Origin of the sequence: Pseudomonas sp. BN505 (assembly GCF_029873175.1) — a bacterium.
Classification (GTDB): Bacteria; Pseudomonadota; Gammaproteobacteria; order Pseudomonadales; family Pseudomonadaceae; genus Aquipseudomonas; species Aquipseudomonas putida.
On the sequence record NZ_SSOI01000067.1, the window covers coordinates 358997 to 380847 of the forward strand.

General features: G+C 63.2%; 25 protein-coding genes. 20 read left to right on the forward strand and 5 right to left on the reverse strand.

Going from position 1 to position 21851, the window contains the following annotated elements; translation table 11 throughout:
• Window positions 1–30 precede the first annotated feature (30 nt).
• The 15 genes from oscA (at window position 31) to E8E78_RS24185 (ending at window position 12468) form a co-directional block, all read left to right on the forward strand.
• Window positions 31–213: a sulfur starvation response protein OscA gene (oscA, locus tag E8E78_RS24115; RefSeq protein WP_016489716.1), complete on the forward strand. Its 183-nt coding sequence runs from the start codon at window positions 31–33 to the stop codon at window positions 211–213.
• A gap of 48 nt (window positions 214–261) precedes the next feature.
• Window positions 262–1269, forward strand: a complete 1008-nt coding sequence (locus E8E78_RS24120) for a sulfate ABC transporter substrate-binding protein (RefSeq protein ID WP_016502136.1) — start codon at window positions 262–264, stop codon at window positions 1267–1269.
• 203 nt (window positions 1270–1472) lie between these two features.
• Window positions 1473–2291: a sulfate ABC transporter permease subunit CysT gene (cysT, locus tag E8E78_RS24125; protein ID WP_049278315.1), complete on the forward strand. Its 819-nt coding sequence runs from the start codon at window positions 1473–1475 to the stop codon at window positions 2289–2291.
• A gap of 11 nt (window positions 2292–2302) precedes the next feature.
• A complete protein-coding gene (gene cysW, locus E8E78_RS24130) occupies window positions 2303–3175 on the forward strand; it encodes a sulfate ABC transporter permease subunit CysW (protein ID WP_059394509.1) in 873 nt (290 codons plus the stop codon).
• Between the two features lie 3 nt (window positions 3176–3178).
• On the forward strand, window positions 3179–4168 hold the full coding sequence (locus E8E78_RS24135) for a sulfate ABC transporter ATP-binding protein (protein WP_016502134.1): 990 nt from the start codon (window positions 3179–3181) through the stop codon (window positions 4166–4168).
• Between the two features lie 345 nt (window positions 4169–4513).
• On the forward strand, window positions 4514–5314 hold the full coding sequence (locus tag E8E78_RS24140) for an energy transducer TonB (RefSeq protein WP_016502133.1): 801 nt from the start codon (window positions 4514–4516) through the stop codon (window positions 5312–5314).
• Between the two features lie 30 nt (window positions 5315–5344).
• Window positions 5345–6064, forward strand: a complete 720-nt coding sequence (locus E8E78_RS24145) for a MotA/TolQ/ExbB proton channel family protein (protein ID WP_016502132.1) — start codon at window positions 5345–5347, stop codon at window positions 6062–6064.
• A gap of 1 nt (window position 6065) precedes the next feature.
• Window positions 6066–6467, forward strand: coding sequence for a biopolymer transporter ExbD (locus E8E78_RS24150; protein ID WP_012274719.1), 402 nt, complete (start codon window positions 6066–6068; stop codon window positions 6465–6467).
• 295 nt (window positions 6468–6762) lie between these two features.
• On the forward strand, window positions 6763–7344 hold the full coding sequence (locus tag E8E78_RS24155) for an alpha/beta hydrolase (RefSeq protein WP_280314901.1): 582 nt from the start codon (window positions 6763–6765) through the stop codon (window positions 7342–7344).
• A gap of 64 nt (window positions 7345–7408) precedes the next feature.
• On the forward strand, window positions 7409–8239 hold the full coding sequence (locus E8E78_RS24160; RefSeq protein ID WP_016502130.1) for a sigma 54-interacting transcriptional regulator: 831 nt from the start codon (window positions 7409–7411) through the stop codon (window positions 8237–8239).
• A 175-nt stretch (window positions 8240–8414) separates the two neighbouring features.
• The gene (locus E8E78_RS24165) at window positions 8415–9200 is read left to right on the forward strand and encodes a MetQ/NlpA family ABC transporter substrate-binding protein (protein WP_016502129.1); all 786 of its coding nucleotides are present in this window, start codon (window positions 8415–8417) and stop codon (window positions 9198–9200) included.
• A 323-nt stretch (window positions 9201–9523) separates the two neighbouring features.
• Window positions 9524–10189 carry an amino acid ABC transporter permease gene (locus tag E8E78_RS24170; RefSeq protein WP_151326471.1) on the forward strand — a complete coding sequence of 222 codons (666 nt, stop codon included), beginning with the start codon at window positions 9524–9526 and terminating at the stop codon, window positions 10187–10189.
• The gene (locus tag E8E78_RS24175; protein WP_016502127.1) at window positions 10170–10829 is read left to right on the forward strand and encodes an amino acid ABC transporter permease; all 660 of its coding nucleotides are present in this window, start codon (window positions 10170–10172) and stop codon (window positions 10827–10829) included. The genes E8E78_RS24170 and E8E78_RS24175 overlap by 20 nt, the downstream gene beginning before the upstream one ends.
• A complete protein-coding gene (locus tag E8E78_RS24180) occupies window positions 10826–11599 on the forward strand; it encodes an amino acid ABC transporter ATP-binding protein (protein WP_049278323.1) in 774 nt (257 codons plus the stop codon). Before E8E78_RS24175 ends, E8E78_RS24180 begins: the two co-directional genes overlap by 4 nt.
• Window positions 11596–12468: a transporter substrate-binding domain-containing protein gene (locus E8E78_RS24185; protein WP_049278324.1), complete on the forward strand. Its 873-nt coding sequence runs from the start codon at window positions 11596–11598 to the stop codon at window positions 12466–12468. The genes E8E78_RS24180 and E8E78_RS24185 overlap by 4 nt, the downstream gene beginning before the upstream one ends.
• Window positions 12469–12585: 117 nt before the next feature.
• Here E8E78_RS24185 and E8E78_RS24190 read toward each other — a convergent pair whose 3' ends face one another.
• The gene (locus tag E8E78_RS24190) at window positions 12586–14949 is read right to left on the reverse strand and encodes a penicillin acylase family protein (RefSeq protein ID WP_280314892.1); all 2364 of its coding nucleotides are present in this window, start codon (window positions 14947–14949) and stop codon (window positions 12586–12588) included.
• A gap of 86 nt (window positions 14950–15035) precedes the next feature.
• On the opposite strand from E8E78_RS24190, the gene E8E78_RS24195 reads away from it, so the two are divergent.
• Window positions 15036–15602, forward strand: a complete 567-nt coding sequence (locus tag E8E78_RS24195) for a sugar O-acetyltransferase (protein WP_016502123.1) — start codon at window positions 15036–15038, stop codon at window positions 15600–15602.
• Here the strand turns inward: E8E78_RS24195 and E8E78_RS24200 are convergent.
• Entirely contained in the window at window positions 15581–16150 is a 570-nt protein-coding gene (locus tag E8E78_RS24200; RefSeq protein WP_049278328.1) for a DUF6436 domain-containing protein, read from the reverse strand. The two genes, E8E78_RS24195 and E8E78_RS24200, sit on opposite strands and share 22 nt — an antisense overlap.
• 216 nt (window positions 16151–16366) lie before the next feature.
• Between E8E78_RS24200 and E8E78_RS24205 the strand changes: the two genes are divergently transcribed.
• Complete coding sequence (locus E8E78_RS24205) at window positions 16367–17293, forward strand: alpha/beta hydrolase (protein WP_049278330.1); 927 nt, start codon at window positions 16367–16369, stop codon at window positions 17291–17293.
• Here the strand turns inward: E8E78_RS24205 and E8E78_RS24210 are convergent, their stop codons facing one another.
• A complete protein-coding gene (locus E8E78_RS24210) occupies window positions 17294–18046 on the reverse strand; it encodes a DUF2059 domain-containing protein (protein ID WP_016502120.1) in 753 nt (250 codons plus the stop codon).
• 110 nt (window positions 18047–18156) lie between these two features.
• Here E8E78_RS24210 and E8E78_RS24215 point away from each other — a divergent pair, with 110 nt between their 5' ends.
• Both E8E78_RS24215 and E8E78_RS24220 read left to right on the forward strand, forming a co-directional pair.
• Window positions 18157–18792, forward strand: coding sequence for a 2OG-Fe(II) oxygenase (locus E8E78_RS24215; RefSeq protein ID WP_080889153.1), 636 nt, complete (start codon window positions 18157–18159; stop codon window positions 18790–18792).
• Window positions 18779–19270 carry a DUF523 domain-containing protein gene (locus E8E78_RS24220; protein WP_059394499.1) on the forward strand — a complete coding sequence of 164 codons (492 nt, stop codon included), beginning with the start codon at window positions 18779–18781 and terminating at the stop codon, window positions 19268–19270. The genes E8E78_RS24215 and E8E78_RS24220 overlap by 14 nt, the downstream gene beginning before the upstream one ends.
• A 105-nt stretch (window positions 19271–19375) precedes the next feature.
• On the opposite strand, the gene E8E78_RS24225 is transcribed toward E8E78_RS24220, so the two are convergent.
• Window positions 19376–19864, reverse strand: coding sequence for a transporter substrate-binding domain-containing protein (locus E8E78_RS24225; protein ID WP_016502117.1), 489 nt, complete (start codon window positions 19862–19864; stop codon window positions 19376–19378).
• A 223-nt stretch (window positions 19865–20087) separates the two neighbouring features.
• On the opposite strand from E8E78_RS24225, the gene E8E78_RS24230 reads away from it, so the two are divergent.
• Window positions 20088–20564 carry a DUF4399 domain-containing protein gene (locus E8E78_RS24230; protein ID WP_197864823.1) on the forward strand — a complete coding sequence of 159 codons (477 nt, stop codon included), beginning with the start codon at window positions 20088–20090 and terminating at the stop codon, window positions 20562–20564.
• 47 nt (window positions 20565–20611) lie between these two features.
• On the opposite strand, the gene serA is transcribed toward E8E78_RS24230, so the two are convergent.
• A complete protein-coding gene (serA, locus tag E8E78_RS24235) occupies window positions 20612–21841 on the reverse strand; it encodes a phosphoglycerate dehydrogenase (protein WP_016502115.1) in 1230 nt (409 codons plus the stop codon).
• Window positions 21842–21851: the final 10 nt, after the last annotated feature.

The window sequence follows — 21851 nt, forward strand, 5'->3', positions numbered from 1 at the left end:
CCCGGCACCCTCACTCCAAGGAGAACGAGCATGAGTGCATCTCTGCGTAGCATCGACGGTCAGGACGAAGCCACCATTCTGCGTGAAATCCAGAGCGCCTTGCGCGACCTGCGGTTTGGTGCGGTGGAGATCACTGTGCACAACGCTCAGGTCGTACAGATCGAGCGCAAGGAGAAGTTCCGCCTGCAACAGCCCGGCAACAAGTCCGGCTGATCGCGCCTCACCTCCAAAATTAGAAAAATGCCAATCGGGAGCTTCACCATGTCCATTCGCCGTTATGCGCTTGCCGCTCTGGCCAGTGCTGTTTTTGCCGGTTCCGCCATCGCCAAGGACTACGAACTGCTGAACGTGTCCTACGACCCGACCCGCGAGCTGTACCAGCAGTACAACGCCGAGTTCATCAAGCACTGGCAGCAGGCCCACCCGGGCGACAAGGTGAAGATCCAGCAATCCCATGGTGGCTCGGGCAAGCAGGCCCGTGCGGTGATCGACGGCCTGCGCGCCGACGTGGTGACCCTGGCCCTGGCCGGCGACATCGACGAAGTGGCCAAGCTCGGCAAGACCCTGCCGGACAACTGGCAGACCCGCCTGCCGGATGCCAGCACCCCGTACACCTCGACCATCGTGTTCCTGGTGCGCAAGGGCAACCCGAAAGGCATCAAGGACTGGGGCGACCTGATCAAGAAGGACGTTTCGGTCATTACCCCGAACCCGAAAACCTCCGGCGGTGCGCGCTGGAACTTCCTGGCGGCCTGGGCCTATGGCCTGAAAGCCGGTGGTAGCGAAGACAAGGCCAAAGCCTATGTGCAGGAGCTGTTCAAGCATGTACCCGTACTGGATACCGGCGCCCGTGGCTCGACCATCACCTTCGTCAACAACGGCCAGGGCGATGTGTTGCTGGCCTGGGAAAACGAAGCCTTCCTGGCGCTGAAGGAAGACGGTGGCGCCGACAAGTTCGACATCGTCGTACCGTCGCTGTCGATCCTGGCCGAACCGCCCGTGGCGGTGGTGGACAAGAACGCCGAGAAGAAGGGCAATACCGACATTGCCACCGAATACCTCAAGCACCTGTACAGCCCGGCCGGGCAGAAGATTGCCGCCGAGAACTTCTACCGTCCGCGTGACGAGAAGGTCGCCGCCGAATTCGGCAAGCAATTCCCGAAACTGGACCTGGTAACCATCGACAAGGACTTCGGTGGCTGGAAAACTGCACAACCCAAATTCTTCAATGATGGCGGTGTGTTCGACCAGATCTATCAGGCACAGTAAACGCCAGGGAAAAGCGGGGGCCGCCTTGCGGCCCATTCGCGGCACAAGGCCGCTCCCACACAGAGCCGCGATCCCCTGTGGAACCGCGATCCCTGTGGGAGCGGCCTTGTGCCGCGAATGGGCTGCAAAGCAGCCCCAGGATTCAGAAGCCTGCACCGGCCCCGGATCGATACTGGGCCAAGTGCATTCAACCAGGGACACTTATGTCGCGTCGTATTTCCCCCGTCATACCCGGCTTCGGGCTGACGCTGGGCTACACCTTGGTGTACCTCAGCCTGATCGTGCTGATACCGCTGGCAGCCATGTTCATTCATGCCTCGCAGCTGACCTGGGAGCAGTTCTGGAACATCATCAGTGCGCCGCGGGTGATCGCCGCGCTCAAGCTGAGTTTCGGCACCGCCCTGTTCGCCGCCATCATCAACGGGGTGATCGGCACCCTGCTGGCCTGGGTGCTGGTGCGTTACACCTTCCCTGGGCGCAAGGTCATCGACGCGATGATCGACCTGCCGTTCGCCCTGCCCACCGCCGTTGCCGGTATCGCCCTGACTGCCCTGTACGCGCCTGCGGGCTGGGTTGGCCAGTTCGCCACCGACCTGGGCTTCAAGATTGCCTACACCCCGCTGGGCATCACCCTGGCGCTGACCTTCGTCACCTTGCCCTTCGTGGTGCGCACGGTGCAGCCGGTACTGGCCGATATCCCGCGTGAAGTGGAAGAGGCCGCGGCCTGCCTGGGAGCCAAGCCGCTGCAGGTGTTCCGTCACATACTGGCGCCAGCCCTGCTGCCGGCGTGGCTCACCGGCTTTGCCCTGGCCTTCGCCCGCGGCGTGGGCGAGTATGGTTCGGTGATCTTCATTGCCGGCAACATGCCGATGAAGACCGAGATCCTGCCGCTGCTGATCATGGTCAAGCTCGACCAGTACGACTACACCGGCGCGACTGCCATCGGCGTGCTGATGCTGGTGGTTTCCTTCATCCTGCTGCTGCTGATCAACCTGCTGCAGCGCCGCATCGAAACCCCTTGAAGGAGGCCGGCATGTCCAGTTCATCCCTGAGTGCAAGCGCCGCCGCCAACGCAGCCCGCCGTGGCAGTGCTACCTCGCGGCGTATTCTCATCGGCCTTGGCTGGCTGGTGTTCGCCCTGTTCCTGCTGCTGCCGCTGGTGATCGTGGTGTCGCAGGCGCTGAAGAACGGTTTTGGCACCTTCTTCGAGGCGATCTTCGAGCCTGATGCCTTGTCGGCGCTGAAGCTGACCCTGCTCGCCGTAGCCATTTCGGTACCGTTGAACCTGGTGTTCGGTGTCAGCGCCGCCTGGTGCGTCAGCAAGTACAACTTCCGTGGCAAAAGTATCCTGGTCACCCTGATCGACCTGCCGTTCTCGGTATCGCCGGTAATCGCCGGCCTGGTCTACGTGCTGATGTTCGGCGCGCAGGGGCTGTTCGGGCCCTGGCTGCAGGACCATGACATCCAGATCGTCTTCGCCCTGCCGGGCATCGTCCTGGCGACCATTTTCGTCACCGTGCCATTCGTGGCCCGTGAGCTGATCCCGCTGATGCAGGAGCAGGGCACGCAAGAAGAGGAGGCCGCGCGCCTGCTCGGCGCCAATGGCTGGCAAATGTTCTGGCACGTGACCTTGCCCAATATCAAATGGGGCCTGATCTATGGCGTGGTGCTGTGTACTGCACGGGCCATGGGCGAGTTTGGCGCAGTGTCGGTGGTGTCGGGCCACATTCGTGGCGTGACCAACACCTTGCCGCTGCACGTAGAGATCCTCTACAACGAGTACAACCACGTCGCAGCCTTCAGCGTGGCCAGCCTGTTGCTGATCCTGGCGCTCTTCATCCTGCTGCTCAAGCAGTGGAGCGAGAACCGTATTAACCGCCTGCGCCACAGCGCCGCGGAGGAATGATTCATGTCGATCGAAGTTCGTAATGTCAGCAAGCGCTTCAACAGCTTCCAGGCCCTGAACAACATCAACCTGGACATCAACAGCGGCGAGCTGGTGGCGCTGCTGGGCCCGTCCGGCTGTGGCAAGACCACCCTGCTGCGCATCATCGCCGGCCTGGAAACCCCGGACCAGGGCAACATCGTGTTCCATGGCGAGGATGTGTCCGGCCACGACGTGCGTGACCGCAACGTCGGGTTCGTATTCCAGCACTACGCGCTGTTCCGCCACATGAGCGTGTTCGACAACGTCGCCTTCGGCCTGCGCATGAAGCCCAAGGGCGAGCGCCCGAGCGAGAGCAAGATTGCCGAGAAAGTGCACGAGCTGCTGAACATGGTGCAGCTGGACTGGTTGTCCGACCGCTACCCGGAGCAGCTGTCTGGCGGCCAGCGCCAGCGTATCGCCCTGGCCCGCGCCCTGGCCGTGGAGCCCAAGGTGCTGCTGCTGGACGAGCCGTTCGGTGCGCTGGACGCCAAGGTGCGCAAGGAGCTGCGCCGTTGGCTGGCGCGGCTGCACGAAGACATCAACCTGACGTCGGTGTTCGTCACCCACGACCAGGAAGAGGCCATGGAAGTGGCTGACCGCATCGTGGTCATGAACAAGGGCGTGATCGAGCAGATCGGCTCGCCGGGCGAGGTGTACGAAAAGCCCGCCAACGATTTCGTCTACCACTTCCTGGGCGATTCCAACCGCCTGGCGGTGAGCGAAGGGCACCATGTGCTGTTCCGCCCGCACGAGGTGTCGCTGTCGCGGCATGAGACCGAAGGGCACCATGCTGCCGAGGTGCGGGATATCCGGCCGCTGGGCGCTACCACGCGGGTGACCTTGAAGGTGGAAGGGCAGAGCGAGTTGATCGAGGCCGAGGTGGTCAAGGACCATGACAGCCTGACCGGGCTGGCGCGGGGCGAGACGTTGTTCTTCCGGCCGAAGGTTTGGCAGAAGGTGGCGGATATCTGAGCCGCCGTTGAAGATGAAAAAGCCCGGGCTTGGTTCCGGGCTTTTTTTCGCCTGACAGATTGCCGGGGCTGTGTGCCGCGGCCGATGTGGGAGCTGGCTTGCCGGCGATCGAGGGCGCAGCCCTCGCGGCATTCTCATGCCTTGCGCGAATATTTTGCATGCCGACAATGCATCGCACTTACCCCTGAAAGCCGCAGGCCGCGCAATTCGTGGGTTTCACGCCCCCCCTAAAAAACAATATTCAATTCAGTTCTAACCATAATTTTAAACATTACTTTAAGAGATAAGCCTCTGGCCCCGATGATTCAGCCACACACCTGAATCGAGACCCCAGGAGTTTGATCAATGGGTAATGTCCAGTCGGCCGTCAGGGCCTACGACCAGCCATGGCGCCCGGCGCCGGGTGACCTGGTCGAGCTTGGACGCACGCTTCGCCTCCCGCTTGGCCAGCTGCGCCTGCAACGCACGCCCGTCAGCGGGCTCAAGCGCCGCGACAAGCTGGTGTTGGGCCTGCTGGTGCTGGTGCTGCATGGCGCTGCAGCGTACTGGGTCAGCCAGGCGCCAACGCCCGAGCTGCCAGTGGTGCCGCCACAGGTGCCGCCCATGACCATCGAGTTCGCAGCGCCAGCGCCGCCCGTGGTCGAACCACCGCCGCCAGCGCCAGCGCCGCCCGTGGTCGAACCACCGCCGCCACCACCGGTAGTCGACGAACTGGCCGCCAAGCCCAAACCCAAGCCAAAGCCCGTGCCCAAGCCTGTGGTCAAGCAAGCGCCCAAGCCACAGCCCAAACCGGTGGAGGCACCACCGCCAGCGCCGGTGGCCGCCCCCGCACCGCCTGCGCCAGCGCCACCCGCGCCGGCCCCGATAACCCCGGCATCGGCCAACGCCGCGTACCTGAAGAACCCGGCACCGGAATACCCGCAAATGGCCCAGCGCCGTGGTTGGGAAGGCACCGTGCTGTTGCGCGTAGAGGTGCTGCCAAGCGGCAAGCCCGGGCAGATCCAGATACAGAAAAGCAGTGGCCGTGACGCCCTCGACACTGCCGCGCTGGCCGCGGTCAAGCGCTGGAGCTTCGTGCCCGCCAAGCAGGGCGATGTGGCCCAGACCGGCTGGGTCAGCGTGCCGATCGATTTCAAGCTTCGCTAACTATTTCGCAGAACACAGGAAGACACCATCATGAGCCTGCTGGCATCCCCCCTCGAATCCGTTGAAAGCGCAGTCATCTGGCTGCTGGTCGGTTTCTCTGTCGTCACCTGGGGCCTGGCCCTGGTCAAGGTCGCGCAGTTCGTGCGGCTGAAAAACCAGGACAAGCGCTTCCACCAGCAGTTCTGGGCTGCCTCCAGCCTGGACTCGGCTGCCGAACTCAGCCATGAGCTGCCCGGCCCGGCGGCCCGCGTTGCCCAGTCCGGCTATGCCGCGATTGCCGTTGGTGATACCCAGGCCAATGACCTGAGCCACGCCATCAACCATCAGGACCGCCTGGAGCGCGCCCTGCGTCAGCAGATCGTGCGTGAGCGCCGCTCGCTGGAAACCGGCCTGGCGGTGGTCGCCAGTATCGGCAGCACCTCGCCCTTCATCGGCCTGTTCGGCACCGTGTGGGGCATCATGGAAGCGCTCAAGGGCATCAGTGCGGCCGGCTCCGCCAGCCTGGAAACTGTTGCTGGGCCCATCGGTGCGGCACTGGTGGCTACTGGTGTGGGTATCGCCGTCGCGGTGCCGGCAGTGCTGGTGTACAACTACTTCCTGCGTCGCCTCAAGCTGACGGCTGCCGACCTGGATGACTTCGCCCACGACTTCTACAGCCTGGCGCAGAAGAGTGCCTTCCGTGTGCTGGTGCACCCTGCTGTGCAAAAAGCCCAGCCTGGTTTCACCCAACCCGTGAAGGAGGCGTCCTGATATGGCCTTTTCGACCCAGGACAGCGACGAAGTCCTCAGTGAAATCAACGTCACGCCTTTGGTAGACGTCATGTTGGTGCTACTGGTGGTGTTCATCGTCACCGCGCCGCTGCTGACCAACGCCATCCCTATCAACCTGCCCAAGACCGAGGCCGTGGCCCCGGTGGAGCAGAAGGACCCGCTGGTGGTCAGCATTGACGGTGAAGGCAAGCTGTTCATCAACAAGGACCAGATCCAGCCCGACCTGCTGGAAACCAACCTCAAGGCGGCCAAGGACAAGGACGCGGACGTGCGCGTGCAACTGCAGGCCGATGACGGCGTGAACTACGGCGAAGTGGCGCGGGCCATGGCAGCCATCGAACGTGCGGGTATTAGCAAACTGGCGGTGATAACCGCGCGCTGATACCTGCAAAACCTCTTCAGGCAAGTGACTCTCGCAAGTGCGTTGGGGCCATATCTCTTGGCAGGGGATGGCCCTCTTTTTTTTGCGTGATCCGTGTGGGAGCGGGCGTGCCCGCGAACACGGGCGAAGCCCGTGCCATCCACCGCGGTGCTTGCTTCGCGGGCATGCCCGCTCCCACAGGGATCGCACAAGCTATTGGTTTTTGGTTATTAATAAATATCTTCTTATTCCTTTACGAATATAACTCCCTCCCTATACTTGTCTCCAAGCACGCAAACTTACTGGAGGCGTCCCCATGCGCCATGAGTCCATTCGTTACCTGATTGTGCCGGGCTGGCAAGGATCGCCAGACAACCATTGGCAAAGTCACTGGCAGCGCACCCTGCCCAACAGTGCGCGGGTCGAGCAGCACGACTGGCTCACCCCGCAACGGCAGGACTGGGTGCGGGCGCTGGAGCAGGCGATTGCCGCCGAGCCCTCGCCGGTGATCCTGATTGCCCACAGCCTTGGCTGCGTCACTGTCGCCCATTGGGCTGCACAGGCCCGTCCGGCCTTGCGGCGGCAGGTGCGGGGTGCACTGCTGGTGGCACCGGCAGACGTCGAACGGCCGACCTGCGCGCCGGCCCTGCGCAACTTCGCGCCGATCCCGACCGAAGCCTTGCCATTCCCCAGCCAGGTCGTCAGCTCTGACAACGACCCTGCCGTGAGCGTGCCGCGGGCCCTGCACCTGGCCCAGGCGTGGGGCGCCGAAGCGGGGTTGCTGAGCAATGCCGGGCACATCAACGTCAAGTCCGGCCATGAGCGCTGGGAACAAGGCTTCGCCTACTTGTATCGCTTGCAAAGCCGGGTCGAGCAGCGCGCACTGCGTCGCGCCTGATAGGCCTTAGCGTTTTCCGTTTACCTGACGCCCGGCCAATGAAGGCCTGGGGCGGGAGTTCGTCATGACGTTTCAAAACCCGTTTGGCCAGCCACTGCTGACCTTCCCCGAGCTGGACAAAAGCCCGCTGAGCATCCGTGCCAAGGCCCTGGTGTTCATTGACCCGCGTTCCCAGCAGTTGCGCGAAGACCTCGAGCGCTTGGCGCCGCAACCGTTGCCTGTGCTGATCCGTGGCGAAACCGGCACCGGCAAGGAGTTGCTGGCCCGGCAGATCCACCGTGCCAGCGACCGTGGAGGGCTGTTCGTGTCGGTCAACTGCGCGGCCATCAGCCCCACTTACGCCGATGCCGAGCTGTTCGGCTACAGCGCCGGCAGCCATGGCGGTACGGCCAGCAGCCGCGCTGGCTGGTTCGGTTCGGCCAACGGCGGCACGCTGTACCTGGACGAAATTGCCGACTTGCCGCTGGCCATCCAGGGCAAGCTGCTGGCGGCCCTGGAAAACCGCGAGGTCACCCGGGTGGGCGCGCAGCAGCCACAGCCGGTGGATGTGCGACTGGTCGCCGCCACCAGCATCGACCTGGCACGGGTGGTACGTGCGGGGCGCTTCAACGAGCGCCTGTACCAGTACCTGCGCGAGGGCGCGCTGGAACTGCCGCCACTGCGCGAGCGGCCGGGCGATATCCTGCCGCTGGCCGAGTACTTCGTGGGCATCTACAGCGTACGCCTGCAGCGGCCTGTGCCGTTGGTAAGCGAGGCGGCGCAGCAGGTACTGGAGGCGCATTTCTGGCCTGGCAATACCCGCGAACTGGAGAACGTCATTCACTTTGCCTTGCTGGTGAATGACAGCGAAGAGATCCAGCCAGAGGACCTCGACTTGCCCAACACCGCACGCTAGACATCGCTCATAAGCAAAGTGGCTGGTGGCAGTTTGCTTTTGGAATAAGCAGCTAAATAAAAGATATTGTTACGGAATAAAAAATCTAGGTATTGTCCGTTTCACGCCCGCTGGTGAACCGGTTGGGCAACCGATTCGCCATCGCCGATGGCCCAGATTCAGAACAAGGACCACCATGAAGAAGACCCTGCTGACCACCGCCCTGGCCGCTGCCCTGTCGTTCTCCGGCCTGGCCGCCGCTGCCGAGAAACTGGTGGTTGCCGCTACCCCGGTACCGCACGCCGAAATCCTTGAGCTGATCAAACCGACCTTGGCCAAAGAGGGGGTGGACCTGCAGATCAAGGTCTTTACCGACTACGTACAGCCGAACGTGCAGGTAGACCAGAAGCGTCTGGACGCCAACTACTTCCAGACCCTGCCATACCTGAAGAGCTTCAACGAAGGTAAAGGCACCCACCTGGAAACGGTCATTGGCGTACACGTCGAACCCTTCGGTGGTTACTCGAAGAAGATCAAGAACCTGTCCGAGCTGAAGGAAGGCGCTACAGTTGCCATCCCTAACGAAGGCAGCAACAGCGGCCGTGCCCTGATCCTGCTGCAGAAGGCTGGCCTGATCACCCTGAAAGACCCGAAGAATGCCCTGGCCACCCCCAAGGACATCGCCGAGAACCCAAAAAAGCTGAAGTTCCGCGAGCTTGAGTCGGCCATGCTGCCGCGTGTGCTGGACCAGGTCGACCTGGACATGATCAACACCAACTACGCCCTGGAAGCCGGCCTGAACCCGGCCAAGGATGCGCTGGTGATCGAAGGTGCCGACTCGCCGTACGTGAACTTCCTGGTTGCCCGCCCGGACAACAAGGACAGCGAAGCCATCCAGAAACTGGCCAAGGCCCTGACCAGCCCGGAGGTGAAGGAATTCATCGCCAAGAAGTATCAGGGCGCTGTGCTGCCGGCGTTCTGATTCGCTTGCGATACCCTGCATAACCCAACGCCGACACCCCTGTGTCGGCGTTTTCATTTCGGGATTATGCATTTGGGTGAGATGCGATCCCCTGTAGGAGCGGCCTTGTGCCGCGAAAGGGGTGCGGAGCGCCCCCAGGATTTTTGCAATTCACCTGCCATTGCCGGGGCCGCTTTGCGGCCCTTTCGCGGCACAAGGCCGCTCCTGCAAAGGGCGTGTTTGCCGGTACTATGCATATGCAATAAAGATATTTATTAAAAAGTTTTTAGATCATTACAGTCTAGCAATCGTGCCCCCGCGCACCCCGCAGACTTGCTTTACCCATGACCCTCGACACCGCATTCATCCTCAGCACGCTACCCGCCTTCCTCAAGGCCGTGGGCGTGACCTTGCAGGTAGGCCTGATCGCCATCGCCACCTCGCTACTGGTTGCCCTGGTCAATGCCACCCTGCTGGTACTACGCACCCCCTACCTGTGGCGTCTGGTCAAAGCCTACGTGGAGCTGGCCCGCAACACGCCGCTGCTCATCCAGCTGTTCTTCGTCTACTTCGCACTGCCGGGCCTGGGCCTGAAGATTTCCGGTTTTTCCGCTGCGATCATCACCATGACCTTCATGGGCGGTGCCTACCTCACCGAAGTGTTGCGGGCAGGCATCGAAGCCATGCCCCGTGCCCAGCTTGAGTCCGGGCGCTCCATCGGCCTTTCCGAGGGGCAACTGCTGCGCCATGTGGTGCTGCCCCAGGCCGGTATCCTCAGCCTGCCGGCACTGTTCGCCAATTTCATCTTCCTCCTCAAGGAAACCACTGTGGTGTCGGCGGTGGCCGTGCCGGAAATCCTCTACACCACCAAGAACTACATCGCGCTGTACTACAAGACCTACGAAATGCTCACCGTGCTGACCCTGCTCTGCGTGCTGCTGTTCTTGCCGCTGTCGTTGCTGCTGCGCTATGCGGAAAGGAGGCTGCAACATGGCCAGTTCGGGATTTGACCTGTTGCTGCAGGTGTTGCCGCAGCTCGCCGGCGGCGCCGCGCAGACCTTGGCCATCTCGGCGCTGGGTATTCTGTTCGCAACGCTGGGTGGCGTGCTGTACGGCGTGCTGGCAACCCTGGGCAACCGTGCCCTGAACATCGCCTTGCAGGTGTACCTGGAGCTGTTCCGCGCCATCCCGGTGCTGGTCTGGCTGTACCTGGTGTTCTTCGGCCTGCCGATCTTCTTTGCCCTGAGCATCCCCAGCTTCTGGTGCGCCGTGCTGGTACTGGCCCTGTGGGGCGCCAGCGAGGTAGGCGAGGTGGTGCGCGGTGCACTGGCCTCGCTGCCGCGGGGCCAGCGCGAGGCCGGGTTGTCGATCGGCCTGGCCGGCTGGCAGCTGTACGGCTATGTGCTGCTGCCGCAGGCGCTCAAGCGTATGACCCCACCGACTATCAACATCTACACGCGGATCATCAAGACCAGCTCGCTGGCGGTGCTGATCGGCGTGGTCGAGGTGATCAAGGCCGGCCAGCAGATCATCGAACGCACCTACGAATCGGTGCTGATCTATGGCGCCTTGTTCCTGTTCTTCTTCATCGTCTGTTATCCGCTGTCCGCCGCTTCACGCGTGCTGGAACGCCGTTGGGCACACTCATGAGCGCATTGATCGAATTCCGGGGTTTCAACAAATTTTTTGGCGAGCAACAGGTGCTCAAGGACGTCGACCTCAAGGTGGCGGCCGGCGAAGTGGTGGTCATCCTCGGCCCCAGCGGTTGCGGCAAAAGCACGCTGCTGCGCTGCCTCAACGGCCTGGAGCAGGCCCATGGCGGCCACCTGCGCCTGGCCGGGCAAGAGCTGCTTGACCCGCGCACCGACTGGCGCGACGTTCGCCAGCGGGTTGGCATGGTGTTCCAGAGCTACCACCTGTTCGGCCACATGAGCGTGATCGACAACCTGCTGCTCGGCCCGCTCAAGGTGCAAAAACGCGAACGAGCCGAAGCGCAGGCCCAGGCCGAGGCGCTGCTGGCGCGGGTCGGCCTGCTGGACAAACGCGACGCCTTCCCCCGGCAATTGTCCGGCGGCCAGCAACAGCGCATCGCCATCGTGCGCTCGCTGTGCATGAAACCCGAGGTGATGCTGTTCGACGAGGTTACCGCCGCACTCGACCCGGAAATGGTCAAGGAGGTGCTGCAGGTGATCCAGGGCCTTGCCCGCGACGGCATGACCTTGCTCATCGTTACCCACGAAATGGCCTTCGCTCGCGCGGTGGCCGACCGCATCGTGTTCATGGAGGCCGGCAGGATCCTTGAACAGGGCGACCCCGAGAGCTTCTTCACCCGACCGCAGACCGCACGCGCGCAGCAGTTCCTGGAGAAATTCTCCTTCGTAGAAAGCCTGCCAAAGACACTGCACAAGGAACTGTCATGAAAACTGCCAACCTCACCAAACTGCTGGCGCCGTTGTTTGGCCTGGCCCTGCTGGCCGGCTGCAACAAGGCCGAAGAACCGCCCAAGCCGGCAGCGGCATCGCCAGCCACCAGCTACCTGGAAACCATCAAGGCCCGCGACAAGCTGATTGTCGGGGTGTTCACCGATAAGCCGCCGTTCGGCTTCGTCGATGAAAAAGGCCGCTATGTGGGCTTTGACACCGACATTGGCCGGCGCCTGGCCAAGGACCTGCTGGGTGATGAAAACAAGGTCGAGTTCGTTGCCGTGGAACCGGCCAGCCGCATTCCGTTCCTGCAGAGCGACAAGGTCGACCTGATCCTCGCCAACATGACCGTGACCCCGGAGCGCAAGGAAGCGGTGGACTTCACCAACCCCAACCTGCGCGTTGCCGTGCAGGCCATCGTGGCTGATGGCAGCTCGGTACAGAAGCTCGACGACCTGGCCGACAAGACCATCATCGTCACCACCGGCACCACGGCAGATATCTGGCTGACCAAAAATCACCCTGACTGGAAACTGCTCAAGTTCGAAAAGAACAGCGAGTCGCTGCAGGCCCTGGCCACCGGCCGTGGCGATGCCTATGCCCAGGACAACCTGATCCTGTTCAGCTGGGCCAAGCAGAACCCGGGCTACCGCGTGCTGCCGCAGCTGCTGGGTGACGAAGCACCGATTGCGCCAGCGGTGAAGAAGGGCAACACCGAGCTGCGTGACTGGGTGAATGCCGAGCTGGCCAAGCTGGGGGAAGAAAAGTTTCTGCTGAAGCTGTATGACCAGTATGTGCGCAAGGAACTGAGCGATGACACCAAGCCGGAAAGCGTGATCGTCGAAGGCGGCAAGTGGCAGGGCTGACCGTGTGATTGGGGCCGCTTTGCGGCCCATTCGCAGCAAGGCTGCTCCTACAGGATTGCGCGGTCTTGTGCAGGAGCAGCCTTGTGCTGCGAATGGGCTGCAAAGCAGCCCCATCGATCACCCACCCGGTACCAGCCTCAGGGTACTTTGCGCCGGAATCACCCCCATCTGCGCCCGCTGATACTCCCCCTGCACATACCCCTCGGCCTGGTCCGCATAATACTTGTCGAACGGCACGCCACTCTGGCCGACCGGGTTGATGGTCAGTGCCTGCCCGGCATCGGCAAAGTCGATCAGCCGCCGGGTCGACGGCCCATAGGTGACCGGCCACGGCGCCGGGCCGATCTTCGCCGAGAGGTTGTTCGGCACTTCGTGCGTACCGGGTGCGGCGAACGGCCCGACGTTGAACAGCAGGTTCAGCGGCTTTTTCACCCCCAGCGGGTGGTTGTGGGTCAGGGTATGCGCCTTGCCCCATTGCCAGCTGACCGGGTCGCTGCCCAGGGTGTCACGCAGGTGCTTCAAACTGCTCTGCCAAGCCGTGCGCACGACTGCGGTACGGTCGGTGCGCAGGTTGCCTGCGCGGGTGTTCCACCAGGGTGAATCGGCATCCGCCGCCAGGCGCGGCAAGGCGGCATCGATGGCGCGGGTGCTGATCAGTACCGGGAACCACGTGTCACCCAGTTCGTCATGCAGGGCAGCAAATGCCAGTTCGTAGAGGAACTGGTTGAACAGCGTGGCGCTGGTCGAGTCCAGCGGGTAGTCGCCGCGCCAGGCAGCCAGCTGCTCAACCAGTTCCTTCTCTTCGTCACCTTCGGCCACCGCGCGCAGCGTTGCCAGCAGTGGTGCAAGGGTGCGCGGGCCATGGTCGCTGGCGGCGTCCAGCTGCAGCGACTGGCTGTTGTGCGTGTCCCATTTCACCTCAGGGTTGGCCAGCTGGCGGTCGAGCTGGCGGCCACGGTCGGGCAGGTTGTAGTAACCCGGTATCGGCACCGCTGCCGGCGGTTGGTAGTTGGCAGAGACGATGTAGCCGCGCGCCGGGTTTTCCTGTTGTGGGTTGGCGTTGAAGGGGTAGAAGCCGAGCTTGTCGGCCTGCGCGCTGGCACCGTCGAGGATGAACGCCGGGTCGACGCCGTCTGGGCGGATTGGCAGCTTTGCCGCCGCCCACCAGCCGATATCGCCACGGGCATTGGCCCAGACAAAGTTCAGCCCCGGCGCGTGAACTTTGGCAGCGGCTTCGCGCATCTTGCCCAGCGTATCGGCACGGTTGAGCTGGTAGAACCCTTCGAGGATCGGGTTTTCGGTTTCCAGAAATGCCCACCACATGGCGATTGGCGTGGGCCCGGCCGTGGCGCCCAGCACGTCGTTGACGATCGGGCCATGGGGCGAGCGGCGCAGGCTGAGAGTGACCGGCGCTTCGCCTTTCACCGCAATCTGCTGTTCGGTCTTTTCCAGCGCCTGCCATTTGCCGTCGACCATGACCTGGTTGGCGTCGGCAGGGTTGGTGCGCTCGGCGATCAGGTCGACGTCGTCGTTCTGGAACATGGTCAGGCTCCAGCCGAAGTCGCGGTTATGGCCCAGCAAGGCGAACGGGTTGAGCGCCTGGAAGTAGCCATACAGGTTGAAGCCGGGCGCCGACAGTTCGGCCTCGTACCACACCGCCGGCACCGCGAAGCCGATATGCGGGTCGCCGGCCAGCAGCGGCTTGCCGCTGCGGGTATGGCTGCCGGCCACCGCCCAGGCGTTACTGCCTTCGAACTGCGGGATACCGGCGTCGCCCAGTGCTTCATGGCTGAGCCGGGCAAGGGCCTCCAGGCTTTGCCAGTCGGCAGCCGCCAGTGGCGTGCCCAAGGCGCCTTCGGGCTGCCAGCCGAGGTCGAAGATGTTCAGGAATTCAGGCCCTAGCTGGTCGCGGATGTAGGTAAGCGCGGGCTCGGTGCGAAACGCGGCCGCGAAGCTGTAGGCCAGGTAACCGGCGATACTCAGGGTGTCTTCGGCGGTGAAAGGGCGCGGGGTGATGCCGAGCAGGTCGAACTCCATGGGCTTGGCATGGCTGGCCTGCCAGCTGTTGACCCCGTCGAGGTAGGCTTGCAGGGCCTGCCAGGCAGGGGATTGCGGGTCCTGACGCTTGGCCATCAGTGCGGCCTGATCGCGAATGCGCAGGCTGCGGAACAGGGTGTCGGTGGGCAGTAGCTTGTCGCCCAGCACCTCGGCCAGTTCACCACGGGCCAGCCGGCGCAGGATCTCCATCTGGAACAGCCGGTCCTGGGCATGCACATAGCCCAGGGCGTGATACAGGTCTGGTTCGCTCTGCGCCTGCAGGTGCGGCACGCCGCGGCCGTCGTAGCGCACAGTGACCTGCGCCTGCAGGCCGGCCATGGCCACCTCGCCCTCGCGTTGTGGCAGTTTGCCCTGCACGTACCAGTAACCGGCGCCAGTGGCCACGGCCACAACCACGGCCAACAGGGTCAGGCTGCGCTTCATGCAGACTCCTTGTGCGTTCAAGCGGAAAATGTGGTCCGATCATCGGCGGATTCGCGAACAGAGCATAGCCCCAGGAAGGAGTTTCCATGTCCCTCAGCGAAAAACAGAAAATGCTCGCCGGCCAGCTCTACCACGCTGGCTGCCCCGAGCTACAGGCCGAGCAGATCGCCAACAAGCACTGGATGCACCGTTACAACAGCAGCGTCGAACTGCTCAACGATGCGCGTCACGGGCTGTTGGCCGAACACTTCAATGAAGTTGGCGAAGGCGCGGTGATCCGCCCGCCGTTCTATTGCGACTACGGCTACAACATCAGCGTCGGTCGCAATACCTTCATGAACTTCAACTGCGTGATCCTTGACGTGGTGCAGGTGCATATCGGCGACGATTGCCAGATTGGGCCCAATGTGCAGATCTACACCGCCGACCATCCGCTTGACCCCGAGGTGCGACGCAGTGGGCTGGAGAGTGGGCGGCCGGTGACTATTGGCAACAACGTGTGGATTGGCGGTGCGGCGATCATCCTGCCGGGGGTGACCATTGGCGACAACGCCGTGGTGGGCGCCGGCAGTGTGGTGACGCGGGATGTGCCGGCGGGTGCGACGGTAGTAGGTAACCCGGCGCGGGTGCGTCAGCCCGCCCAAGGGCAGTAGCAGCCCACTGCCAGGGTATTGGAGGCGCTGACCTGGCGACTGTCGAGCAAGGCCTTGAGGATTGGCTCGATGAAGCTGTTGCTGGCATTGCACACTGCGCCTTCGCTGTACGGGCCAAAGTAGGCCAGGCGGCCTTGCCGGTCCCAGATGGCCACGGCCGGGGAGGCCGGCAGGTGTTCGCTGCCCGGCAGGTTGGCGATGGGCTTGAGGGCGGCGAGGTTGGCGGGTAGTTGGCCGTGGCTGCCGGGCTTTTGCAGCACGTGGAAGGTAACGCCGTGGCCTGCGAACTGGTTTACCAGGTCGCCCAGGTGTTGCTGGTTGCCGACATTGCACGGGCACGCCGGGTCCCAGAAATGCACCACCCGGACCGGGCCGGGGCCGGCCAGCTCGGCAGGCAGATGCAGCTGGCTGCCGTCGAACAGCGTGGTCTGGTTGTCGAACGGGCGCAGGTAGCGGGCCTGAAAGGTGGTGTAGGCCTGCCAGGCCAGAGCGGTGCAGAGTGGCAGGGCAAGGGCAATCAAGATTGGTTTGACGAGTCGCGTCTGCATGGATGTCTGCGGATATCTTGTGGTGGGTTCACTGGCCCTATCGCTGGCAAGCCAGCTCCCACAGGTTATCCGCTGACCTCAGGCCCGAGGATACCTGTGGGAGCTGGCTTGCCGGCGATAGGGCCAGTTCAGGTGACACATAGCCCAAGCTTGCCATGGCGCCGGCCAGAGCTGAAGATTCCAGATCAATACATTGCATCAATGTGGATGTGCTCGATGCCCGCTGCTTTTCACCCCGACCACCTGCGCCTCAGCCTTTTGCCGTTTACTGCTCGCCAGCCGTTGTCGGTCGAGGCACAGGACTACCAGCGCTTCTATGGCCTGAACCTGTCGGTACACAGCTGGCTGGGCGGTTTCCAGGCGGCGGGCTTCGACCTGGTCGGGCAGGCCTGGTTGCCTGACCAGCCAACCGCGACGCTGTTCCTGCTGCACGGCTACTACGACCACATGGGCCTCTACCGGCATGTGATCGAGTGGGCACTCAAGCAGGGTTTCGCCGTAATCAGCTGCGACCTGCCCGGCCACGGCCTGTCCAGCGGCGAGCGGGCCAGCATCAGCGATTTCGCGGTGTACCAGCAGGTGCTGGAGGCGCTGTTCGAACAGGTGCGCACGCTGCAACTGCCGCGCCCGTGGCACTTGTGCGGGCAGAGTACGGGCGGCGCCATCGCGGTGGATCACTTGCTGCACCAAGGCCCGCGCAGCCCCATCGATGGCCAGGTCATCCTGTTGGCACCGCTGGTGCGGCCGTGTTCCTGGCGTTGGTCGAAGTTCAGCTACCGGGTGCTGCGGCATTTCGTCAACGGCATCGAACGGCGCTTCAGCGAGAACACCAACGACCCGGCCTTCCTGCCGTTTCTGGAGGCCGACCCGCTGCAACCCCGTCGCCTGCCAACTGCCTGGGTGGGCGCACTGATCGCCTGGGTCAAACGCATCGAGGCCGCGCCGCTTAGTTCGCGGCGGCCGTTGATCGTGCAGGGGGAGGCCGATGGCACGGTGGATTGGCCCTACAACCTTGAAGTGCTCAAGGCCAAGTTTGCCGAGCCGCAAATCCTGATGCTGCCCGAAGCCCGTCACCACCTGGCCAACGAGCTGCCGGGCATTCGCCAGCGCTACTTCGACTTCATCGACCAGCGCCTGGGCTGATCACTTCAGGTCGTTGGTGCTCTGGCCAACCGCCAGGCCCGCGCGGACAGCGGCCAGGGCCGCCTGGTAGTAAGCCTTGCCGTCGGGGGACTCGGCGAAGGTGGCAAATTCTTCCAGCTCGGCGTCGGACAGATCGCGGTAGACGTACAGCAGCGTGTTGTTGAGGTCTTCGCCAATCTGCCCCATCAACCGCTGGCGCTGGCCGTCGAGCAGGCCCTGGGCCTGGCCGCCGCCGAACAGGCCGGGGATCATCGAACTGAGGCTATCGGCTGCCACGCCGGCGATGGCCAGGCTCACTTCGGCACCGGCTTCACGCGCCGGCAGGGCCTGGGCCAGGTGGCCAATGACCAGCAGGCGGTCGTCGCTGGCCTGGATCTTCGGCAGCCCCTTGGCGTTCTTGGCCAGCTCATCCTTGCGGGTGGCCTTGAGTTCCGCCGCCACCACCTTGCGCCCCAGCGGTGACTGGAAGAACGCCAGGGCCGGGGCCGGGTTGGCCAGGGTGGCGCGCAGCTTTGCCTGGGCGCGACGGTCCACCGCCTGGGCCTGGAAGCGCTGGTTGCTGTTGTTGACCAGCGCCTGGTAAACGGCGGGTGGCAAACTGTTGCGGTAGCGTTCCTGGGCAGCGCTCAGGGCATCGTTGAAGTGGGCGCGCTGGTCGGGCCAGCCGGCGGCCTTGTACAGTTGATCCAGGTTGTCTGCCCAGACAGGCATGGTGCAGATCATCAGCAGAATCAGGGAAAACAGACGGCGCATTCAGGACTCCTGTCGGCAGGTGGCTATTGTCCTTGGCCCGGCGCCGGTTTGTCGAGATATCCGCGTGTTTCTCGGCCAAGTGGCGCTGTGCGGCGACAGGGCGAATGGATATGATGCGCGCCATGCACATCTCCCCTGAACACCCGATGCTTGCGGCCGTCGTCGACGATCTGGCCACCCATGGCTGGTCCCGGCAGGCACTCTTTCTGCCTGGCGAACTGGTGCGCGCGCTGGCGGCCGAATGCCGGCGGCGTGATGCCGAAGGCGAGCTCAACCCTGCGGGAGTTGGGCGCGGTGTTACCCAGGAGGTGCGCGAAGCCATTCGCGGCGACCAGATCCAGTGGATCGATCCGGGGCAGGCCGAGGCCTGCGACCAGTATCTGTCGGCCATGGACCAACTGCGCCTGGCCATCAACCAGGGCCTGTTCCTGGGCCTGGAAGACTTCGAATGCCATTTTGCCCTATACCCACCGGGGGCGTTTTATCGCCGGCACCTGGACCGCTTTCGCGACGATGACCGGCGCATGGTCTCGGCCGTGCTGTACCTGAATGAAGGCTGGCAGCCGCAGGACGGTGGCCAGTTGCGCATGTTCCTGGCAGACGACGTGGCGCTCGACGTCGAGCCTGTGGCGGGTTGCCTGGTGGTGTTTCTGTCGGGTGAAGTGCCCCACGAAGTGCTCCCGGCCGGCCGTGAACGGTTGTCGTTGACGGGTTGGTTCAGGCGACGTGGCAATGACCCGTTCTGATTTGCCCAAGGTGCTGGTCAGCGCCTGCCTGCTGGGGCAGCCGGTGCGCTATGACGGCCGGGCCAGCGGGCACCCGGACCTGTTGCAGCTATGGCAGGCCGAAGGGCGCGTGGTGCCGTTGTGCCCCGAGGTGGCCGGTGGCTTGCCCACCCCGCGCCCGCCAGCGGAGATACCGGGCGGGCAGGGCGGCGAGGTGCTTGATGGCACTGCACAGGTGCTGACGGTGGCGGGTGAAGATGTCAGTGCCGAATTTCTGGCCGGGGCGCAGCTGGCGCTGGAGCTGGTGCGTCGGCATGGCATCCGTGTGGCAGTGCTGAAGTCTGGCAGCCCCTCGTGTGGTAACCGGCTGACCTACGACGGCACGTTCAGTGGGGTGAAGGTGGCGGGGGAAGGGGTGACCACGGCGCTGTTGCGGCGGGCTGGGGTGCAGGTGTTCAGCGAGCTGGAGCTGGAACAGGCGCAGCGGGCTTTGGGGTAAACCTGTACAGACCTCTTCGCAGCACAAGGCTGCTCCTACAGGGATCGCGTACCCTTGTAGGAGCAGCCTTGTGCTGCGAAGAGGCCGGCACAGGCGATAAAAATCTTACTGCCCGGCTGCAGTCTCCTGCACACCCTTGAACCACTTCTGCTCAAGCTCGGCCGTGCGGCCACTGTCTTTCAAGCGTTGCAGCGCATTGTTCACCGCACTTTCGAACGCCGGGTTGTCCTTCTGGAACGGGATCACCAGCTTCTTCTCGCCAAACGGCAGGCTCACATCGAGCGGGCCGTCGCCCTTGGGCGCCTCACTCGATGGGGTGAGTGCGACGTCGTACTTGCCACTCTCGACGCCGCTCAATACTTCGGCAGCCGGGGCTTCTACGAACTCGGCGCGCAAGTCCAGTTCCCTGGCCAGGTCCTGGCCAAATTCGATGTCGAAACCCGTCAGGTGGTCGTCTTGTTTGAACGCGTACGGCGAGTTGTCGGCCTGTACGGCAATGCGCAGTTCGCCCCGGTCGGCGATTTCGTCGATCAGCTCCGCCTGGGCCAATGGACTGATCAGTACTGCCAGCAGTACCCCTATGGTCGAACGCATGATTGCCCCTTTTCTTTTAGCAGATGAATAACTTTCGCCACGGCTTTCTTCCTCGCCGTGATCGAGCGCAGCCTATGACCTTGAAGCCTCGGCATTGTTTAACCCTGACCGAAATATTTCTGTCAGGCAATGTGAACACCTTGGCGATTATTTCAACTAAGGTGAACTACCGTCGCCGCCGGATAAAGGGCGGCGGTCAATAAGTGAATCACAGGAGAAGTGAATGAACAGCCTATTTTCGCGCGCTGCCGTTGCCGGTCTGCTGATGGGAGCGTCGGTTTTCGCCGTTGCTGCGGACGCCCTGAAGAGCCAGGAGCCGCCCAAGGATGCCAAGGTCTTCATCGTTTCCCCCGCCGATGGCGCAACGGTCGACAAGACCTTCACCGTCAAGTTCGGCATCGAGGGTATGGCACTCAAGCCAGCGGGTGACCAGACCCCGCACAGCGGGCACCACCACCTGCTGGTGGATGTGGACAAAGAACCCGTGGCCGACATGCCGCTGCCGACCAGCCTGATGCCAGAAGCTGGCACCGCACTGCCGGCGGGCCCGCAAGTGCTGCACTTCGGCAAGGCGCAGACCGAAACCAGCATCACCCTGACGCCGGGCAAGCACACCCTGCAACTGATCCTGGGTGACCAGTATCACGTGCCGTTCAAGCCAAGCGTAGAGTCGAAGAAGATCACTGTTGACGTGAAATAAAAAAAGGGAGGCCACCATGGCCTCCCTTTTTCATGCTGCAAGCAAACTTAGAACAGGACGCGGGAACGGATGGTGCCCTTGACCTGTTGCAGCTTCTCTTGCGCCAGGTCCGAGTACTCGGCGTCGACGTCGATCACCACGTAACCGACCTTCTCGTTGGTCTGCAGGAACTGACCGGAGATGTTGATGCCGTTCTCGGCGAAGACCTTGTTGATCTCGCTGAGCACGCCTGGGATGTTTTCGTGGATGTGCAGCAGGCGGTGCTTGCCTGGGTGGGCCGGCAGGGCTACTTCCGGGAAGTTGACCGAGGACACCGAGGTACCGTTGTCGCTGTACTTGACCAGCTTCTCGGCCACTTCCAGGCCGATGTTGGCCTGGGCTTCGGCAGTAGAACCACCGATGTGCGGGGTCAGGATCACGTTGTCCAGGCCGCGCAGCGGGCTCTCGAACTCTTCGTCGTTGGAGCGTGGCTCGACCGGGAACACGTCGATGGCGGCGCCGATCAGGTGCTTGTCCTTGATGGCGGCGGCCAGGTGGTCCAGCTCGACCACGGTGCCACGGGCGGCGTTGATCAGGATCGCGCCCTTCTTCATCGCGCGGATTTCCTTCTCGCCGATCATCCACTGGGTGGATGGCAGCTCAGGCACGTGCAGCGAGACGATGTCGGCCAGGCCCAGCAGCTCGTTCAGGCTGGTGACCTGCACGGCGTTGCCCAGTGGCAGCTTGGTCAGCGGGTCGTAGAAGTACACCTGCATGCCCAGGTTCTCGGCCAGGACCGACAGCTGGGTGCCGATCGAGCCATAGCCGACGATGCCCAGTTTTTTACCGCGGATTTCGAACGAGTTGGCCGCGCTCTTGATCCAGCCGCCACGGTGGCAGGAGGCGTTCTTCTCAGGGATGCCGCGCAGCAGCAGGATGGCCTCGGCCAGCACCAGCTCGGCTACCGAACGGGTGTTGGAGTAAGGCGCGTTGAACACGGCGATACCGCGCTCGCGGGCAGCTTCCAGGTCGACCTGGTTGGTGCCGATGCAGAAGCAGCCAACGGCTACCAGTTTCTTGGCGCAGTCGAAGATCTCTTCGGTGAGCTGGGTGCGCGAACGGATGCCGATGAAGTGGGCATCGGCGATCTTTTCCTTCAGCTCGGCTTCCGGCAACGAACCAGTGAGGTATTCGATGTTGGTGTAGCCGGCGGACTTGAGGGTATCGACCGCGTTCTGGTGCACACCTTCAAGAAGAAGGAACCGGATCTTGCTCTTGTCGAGAGAAGTCTTGCTCATCTGCGTAAAC